The sequence below is a fragment of the Clostridium sp. YIM B02555 genome (assembly GCF_022320955.1).
Taxonomy (GTDB): domain Bacteria; phylum Bacillota; class Clostridia; order Clostridiales; family Clostridiaceae; genus Clostridium; species Clostridium saccharoperbutylacetonicum.
This window is the reverse complement of sequence record NZ_JAKJJY010000049.1, coordinates 1-6,497: the sequence shown is the minus strand read 5'-3', so window position 1 is coordinate 6,497 and position 6,497 is coordinate 1. Positions and strand designations below refer to the sequence as shown.

At 29.1% G+C, this 6,497-nt stretch carries 6 protein-coding genes; 1 reads left to right on the top strand and 5 read right to left on the bottom strand.

Annotated features, from left to right (window positions below):
• Positions 1-128 precede the first annotated feature (128 nt).
• Complete coding sequence (locus tag L3B98_RS28675; protein ID WP_238919203.1) at positions 129-995, top strand: LysR family transcriptional regulator; 867 nt, start codon at positions 129-131, stop codon at positions 993-995.
• A gap of 378 nt (positions 996-1,373) precedes the next feature.
• Here the strand turns inward: L3B98_RS28675 and L3B98_RS28670 are convergent, their stop codons facing one another.
• The 5 genes from L3B98_RS28670 to L3B98_RS28650 all read right to left on the bottom strand — a co-directional run bounded on the left by L3B98_RS28670 (position 1,374) and on the right by L3B98_RS28650 (position 6,181).
• The gene (locus L3B98_RS28670) at positions 1,374-2,510 is read right to left on the bottom strand and encodes a tetratricopeptide repeat protein (RefSeq protein WP_238919202.1); all 1,137 of its coding nucleotides are present in this window, start codon (positions 2,508-2,510) and stop codon (positions 1,374-1,376) included.
• A gap of 202 nt (positions 2,511-2,712) precedes the next feature.
• Entirely contained in the window at positions 2,713-3,057 is a 345-nt protein-coding gene (locus L3B98_RS28665; protein WP_238919201.1) for a hypothetical protein, read from the bottom strand.
• Between the two features lie 56 nt (positions 3,058-3,113).
• A complete protein-coding gene (locus L3B98_RS28660) occupies positions 3,114-4,604 on the bottom strand; it encodes a UbiD family decarboxylase (protein WP_238919200.1) in 1,491 nt (496 codons plus the stop codon).
• A gap of 147 nt (positions 4,605-4,751) precedes the next feature.
• Positions 4,752-5,174 (bottom strand): MarR family transcriptional regulator, encoded by a 423-nt coding sequence (locus L3B98_RS28655; RefSeq protein ID WP_238919199.1) that lies wholly within the window; start codon positions 5,172-5,174, stop codon positions 4,752-4,754.
• 194 nt (positions 5,175-5,368) lie between these two features.
• Positions 5,369-6,181, bottom strand: coding sequence for a sugar phosphate isomerase/epimerase (locus L3B98_RS28650; protein ID WP_238919198.1), 813 nt, complete (start codon positions 6,179-6,181; stop codon positions 5,369-5,371).
• Positions 6,182-6,497: the final 316 nt, after the last annotated feature.

Here is a 6,497-nt window from a genome sequence, read left to right as displayed (position 1 = left end):
TCCAGCGAAAATTTCACTAGTCCTGTGGAAGATAAATGTATCTGATTTTGGTAATTGTTGCATAAGTCTAATTTTCGATTTGGAAATCAACCTTCATTGATAATTGCAATATATTAGGAGGTTAAGGAATGGATATTAAACAATTAAAATATTTCTACACAATTGCTGAAGAAGGTCAGATAACAGGTGCTGCTAAAAAACTACATATAGCACAACCTCCTTTAAGCTATCAATTGAAATGTCTCGAGGATGAATTAGGAGTAAAACTAGTTGAAAGAGGGAGCCGAAATATTAAATTAACTGATGCAGGCCATTTACTATACAAACGAGCTAAACAAATACTATCTTTAACAAAATCAGCTGAAGATGAATTAAGAGATTTTGTCCAAGGAACTCATGGTACTTTATCTATTGGCACTGTATCCTCCTCTGGTGCATCGCTTTTAGATAATAGACTTAGTACCTTTCATGATAAATATCCATATATAAATTTTGAAATTCATGAAGGAAATACATTTGAATTATTGGAAGCTTTGACCAATGGAGTAATCGAAATTGCAATTGTAAGAACCCCCTTTAATAATTTTGGTTTGAACTCAATTTTATTGCAAAAGGAACCTATGGTTGCCGCCATGTTAAAAGATTTGTGCTGGACTGATAAAAATACTATCGAAATATCGGAATTAAAAAATAAACCGCTAATATTTTATAGAAGATTTGAAGACTTAATATCCAAAGCGTGCGAGAACTATAATTTTCAACCAACGGTATATTGTAAGAATGATGATGCAAGAACCTCATTGCTTTGGGCAAATTCTGGACTTGGAGTGGCTATTGTCCCTAAATCTGCAATAAAATTAATAGGCTCTTCTGATATAATTGTTAAAGAAATTATATCAGAAGAGCTATCAACACAAATAGCCATCATATGGCCTAAAACTGGTTATCTTTCTTCAGCTGGTAAGAACTTCTTAAGCTTATTTTTGGATGCATAACTTCTAATCACTATTGAACATCTGAAAATAAAAAAATCACAGTCCAATATGATTTGTTTTTTATTCTTTTCTTATACACAACTCACTTAAATAGCCTTTTCATATATTATCCACAGATTTTACTGCATTATAAATTCCTCGAGAATAAAAAATCTCGAAAGGATTTCCTATTTTGATAATGGACAATTGAACATTGATAATTATACATATAAAAAGCAGAAACTCTAATTTCAATTTAAATTAGAGTTTCTGCTTTTTAATAAATTATATAACTAAATTTTAAACTTATTTATTTCTTCATTTAAATTTTTTGCAACATGTTCTAAGTCCATTGCATACTTTGATACTTCTTCTGAACTATATAATATCATTTTATTTCTAGTTACCTATCTCACTTATATTAACCTTTGCATAGTAAACATATTCTGATTTTGGATAATCTTCCTTAACTTTATTTAAATATGCACGTGCATTAGCATAATCATTCATGCCTTTATAACACATTCCAATTTCATAAGTAATCCATGGCAGTAATTTTTTATCTGGAACAAATTCATACGAAATTAGTAATTTAGGAAGTGCTTCCGTATATTTATTTTGTTTGTATAAACTGTTTCCATCATTATATATTTTCCACATAGGATTTGGACTTAAGTTTTGCCTTAACTGACTAAACTTAGATTTTGTATCATCATCAAGATTTCTACTTTTCATATCAACTAAAATTCCTGCAGCTTTCTCATAATTTTCAGAGTTTAAAGCTTTTTCAGCATCATTTAGCATATTTAAAGTTTCATTCTTATATGCATCCTCTTGCAAGTTTGCATTAGCTATATTCTTTGGACTAATTTCAGTCTTTACATTATCATCAGCTTTTTTTTCTACTAAAACTTTATCATTAATTGAATTTGTACTTGTTTGTTCCTTAGATACAACAGTATCATTATTTTTAGTTTCAGATTTATTCTGTTCACTTTGACTTACGTCCTTAAATTTTGTTAACATTCCTTGCATAATTTCAGGATGTAAATAACTTATCCCTGCTCCCACGGCAATAACCATAATAACTGCCAAACTTATAGCCATTTTTTTACCTGAACCATTACCTTTATCACTTCTGACATTATACATATCTTCAACAGTTTCTGTAACAGTTGAAGTTTTATATATTGATTTTTTAGATGACAAACTTTGTAAATATTCCTTAACCAAATCATTATAAACTGCATATTTATTAAGGCTTTTAAAAAGTTTTTCTGCTTTTTTATATTCATTCATACACACATAACATAAGCCCATAAGTTTAATAGCCTCTGTAAATTCTTTATTATAGGATATAGCTTTTTCTAAATCACTTATAACCTGATCAAAATTACCTTTCTTCATTTCACCTAAAGCTACATTATATAGAATAATAGATTTCTTAATATTCTCATCAATTTTATACTTGCTTAATTCAATCTCCTTAACATTAAATGGATATAACTTGTCTATTTCCAAATTAAAATCTACCAAATAAATCCCTCCCATAAAAAGTTTAATGTAGCAATAATTTTCTCATATTTTAGCTTAATAATCCTCTAGTAAAAACGCTAATTCTCACGCTCAAACTATATATACCCACTACATATTCTAGCAAATTATTACATTAAACTCAATAAGCAATACAATTGGTATCTTTTAATTCAACAAATATTTCTTTATTTATTCTATATTTTTAGTTTTTTTCAGTTAATATGTTAATCTCTTTATCAAATTCTCTTTGTGCAATATCTACAAGCTGAACGATTTGTTCATAAGTTGCATTATCAATATGGATACCTACAATAACAGTAACATTAACTTGAAGTTTTGAAGCTGCTTTCTCTGCCATCTGAGTAGCCAGTTCACCTTCTTTATGATGTGGTAACTGTTTGCAGGATACAGTAATACCCTTTTCATCAAAATAAGCAGTTGCTACAGCTCCTATATGAGCCAAACCACCAGTTACTATAAAAATAGCATCTTTTCCTACAAAATGACTTTCTACAGAAATATTAGGAAGAATTTCATTTTCTTTCATTTATATAACCACCTTCTTAATTATATATGGCTTTACTTCTACAGCTTTATTTAAAATCACTCTAGAAATCCTGCTTTTATTAATTTATCTAGTGCATTTTCTTGAACTTCTTTTGGAAATGCACCTTTATATGAACTTGTAATGTGATAATCAGCATATTCCAAATCTTCAGGCCATAAGCAATTAAAAATGCATGCTGTTGTTTTAAATACTTTCTTTTCTTCTGAATCCAAATATGGAATTAAACCTATTACTCTACTATCTGGTCTAAAATATATCTCTTTTGATTGATGATTACGAGTTCCAAATGCCCATATAACTTGATTTATATCAGTTGGATCAATATCATCATTTACAACAATAATTTTAGGCGAAAGAAAACTTCCTTTACAGGCATATATGGCATCTCCAATTTTCTTCATAAGCTCCTTAGTGTTGCACTTCAATATTTCTTTCCACTTCTTAGGCATTGTAATAACAAGCCAAGTACAAGCAGCTTCAAAAGGCATCCATACCATTGTTACTGGAATTTTATGCTTTCTTAAGCTATTTAATATTTCAGCACATGCTCCAATTCCCATTACTGGATGATCATCATCAATTGGTGCTCCAGCTACAACTATAGGATAAATTGGTTTATTCCTATATGTCATAGCTGTCACATTATATATAGGTTTTTCTGACTTTGAGTTTTTAATTAGATAACCAGAATACTCTCCCATTGGTCCTTCCATCTCAGTTTCACTTGATGACAAGGTTCCTTCTAAAATTATCTCTGAATTAGCTGGTACAAGAATATCATTAGTTTCTGCCTTGATAAGTTCAATAGGTTCCCCATAATAACCACTTATATAATCTGCTTCATTATTTCCCTCTGAAACCAAGGTTGATCCTGCAACAAGTGGGATCATTGGTTCAGTTCCAAATGCAATTGCAAATGGTGTATCCTTCCCAAGGTCTGCCCACATCTTTCTAACCTTACCTATATGTTGTCCACCAGCAACCATACCTACCATAGTTCTTTTATCTTTAATCATAATACGAGCTATTGACCAGTTAGTCCACTTCTTATCTGGAGATTGAACCATAATTGTTCCCCACGTATTAATATATCTCCCCCCATCGCCATCATGAGCATATGGCACTGGAAGTTTAAATAAGTCAACATCTTCACCTAATAAAATATTTTCCTTACAAGGTCCGTTAGAAACTATTATAGGAGGAACTGGATTTTTGCTATATCCTTCAACTAGCTCTTCTAAAATTTCTTTACCTGTTGAATTTGGTTTCATTCCTATAGAAATTGCATACCGTGACAAATATAAATCTTTTTGTCTACTTACTCCAGCTGGAGCTCCTATAGCGCGAAAACCTTCCTTAATATCTTTTATTTTATTAAAAAGCGGTGCAGGTGCGCCTTTTTCATTGCACCAACGAATTATTGCTCCCATTTCTAAATTCCAATCAACTTCTTCATTGATTTCTTTAAGCTCTCCAAGTTCCTCCAACTTTTCTATATAACCTCTAAAACTTTTAATTCTATTCATGTGAACACCTCCTAATTTTTTAATTTAATAAATATTATTACTAAAAATAAAAAATTAAATTTTTATATTGCTTGTCAAGACAAGTAATTATTAATAAACACATACAGACAATGACTAAATACTAAAAGATTTAATTTTCTAAAAGTATCAATCTTCTATAATCCTTTTTAACATTTTCTTCATTGTTAAAATTTCTTCTTCTGAAAGATTTTTAAGCATTTGTTTCCTATAATCAATTATTAATGGCTGTAAGAGATTAAGCAAATTCTGTCCTCCCTCTGTAAGAAAAACAAAATTATTCCTTTTATCTTTACTATCTACAATTTTTTGAACGTAACCTTTTAATTCTAATTTTTTTAATATTCTAGTTATATTTGCTTCATCTTTATAAGATTCATGTGCCAATTGTCTTTGAGTTTTCCCTTTTGATGGATTTATATCAAGTTTTGTAAGCAAAGTAAATTGCTCTGGAGTAATATCATATGGAGCCAGCACAGAATATAATTCGTTCTTATTTATTGCTGCAGCAATCCCTAGCAAATATCCTAATGAATTATCAAATTTATTCATATTTACATTTCCTCCAATAAAATACTTGTCTTAACAAATATTTTATCTTTTTCAATTATCCTTGTCAAATTAAAAAAAGCCATTCTCATATGAATAGCTTTTAATTCTAATTTCTTAATTTTTTATTCATATCATCAATAAGTCTTAAGTAAAAAAACATTTACTAATTTTACTTATTACGAGTATAATAATCTCTAATTTGCAATTGGTTCTACTAATAGCAATTCTCCTAATTGTTTAATATCCTTTGTAATACCTTGCAAATCATTATTTAAGTTTCTACAATACTCAATAACCAAGTCCGTATCTGGAGTTGATCTTTTATATATTTTTATGAATTTTTCAAAATCTATATTTCCATCATAAATCCTATTATGCTCATCTATCCACCCATAATTATTATGAACATGATAAGCTACTATTTTAAATTTAAGCTTTTTAATTACTTTTTCTAAATTCCAACCATTACAATTAGCATGACCTATATCTAGTACTATATTATTGGGAATAAATCTACATAACTCAATAAATTCATTCTCATTAAGCAACATATTATCATTGCTAACCACACCACAATTCTCTACTACTATTTCTTGATTGTACTTCTTAGCTATATTGTTTATCTCCATTAAATTTTCATTTGAATTTTTTATCATCTCTAATTTTTCTTTAAATGATACTTTTCTATTATTATGATGATAAATAATATAGTTACTATCTAGCATTTGCGCATATTCTAAAGTTTTTTTCATATACTCCATAGTACGTTCATAAGCTGAAGTTCCTTTTTTTGCGGAATGTTCAGAATTATAATATGGACCATGGAAGGATATACTTCTGCTTTTAAGCTTATTAATATTTTCCTTTAACTTATTTTCAAATTCTGCATCATTCCAAATTGGGAAGATTTCGACTCCAACATCTGGATTCTCTGTTATCTCTAGCAATTCAAACAGTTTTTCAAATTCTTTCGTATTATATAGATTAGTACTAATTAAAATTCCCATTCATTTGCCTCCTTATTTTTTGGTTATTTTCTATGTACTCTTCTATTTAAGATGCTTTAATATTATACTTTTTACTACAACATCTTCTGATAGAACTTTTTAAGAAATCAGAATAGCCTTTGATTATTTTCTCATTCTAATTATAGCCTTCATTTGTTAAAGATTAATTATAGAACTGTAAAATCCAAATATCATTCTTGTTAATTTAATTCAAAAAAAACCGATAGTTATAATAACTATCGGTTTATCTTACCTCGCAACGTCCTACTCTGCCACACAGTCTCCCATGCAGTACCATCGGCGCTATAGACCTTAA

Excerpts from the sequence above, each read along its gene's own strand:
- L3B98_RS28650 (WP_238919198.1), bottom strand. The coding sequence starts at position 6,181 with ATGGGAATTTTAATTAGTACTAATCTATATAATACGAAAGAATTTGAA.
- L3B98_RS28655 (WP_238919199.1), bottom strand. The coding sequence starts at position 5,174 with ATGAATAAATTTGATAATTCATTAGGATATTTGCTAGGGATTGCTGCA.
- L3B98_RS28675 (WP_238919203.1), top strand. The coding sequence starts at position 129 with ATGGATATTAAACAATTAAAATATTTCTACACAATTGCTGAAGAAGGT.
- L3B98_RS28665 (WP_238919201.1), bottom strand. The coding sequence starts at position 3,057 with ATGAAAGAAAATGAAATTCTTCCTAATATTTCTGTAGAAAGTCATTTT.
- L3B98_RS28660 (WP_238919200.1), bottom strand. The coding sequence starts at position 4,604 with ATGAATAGAATTAAAAGTTTTAGAGGTTATATAGAAAAGTTGGAGGAA.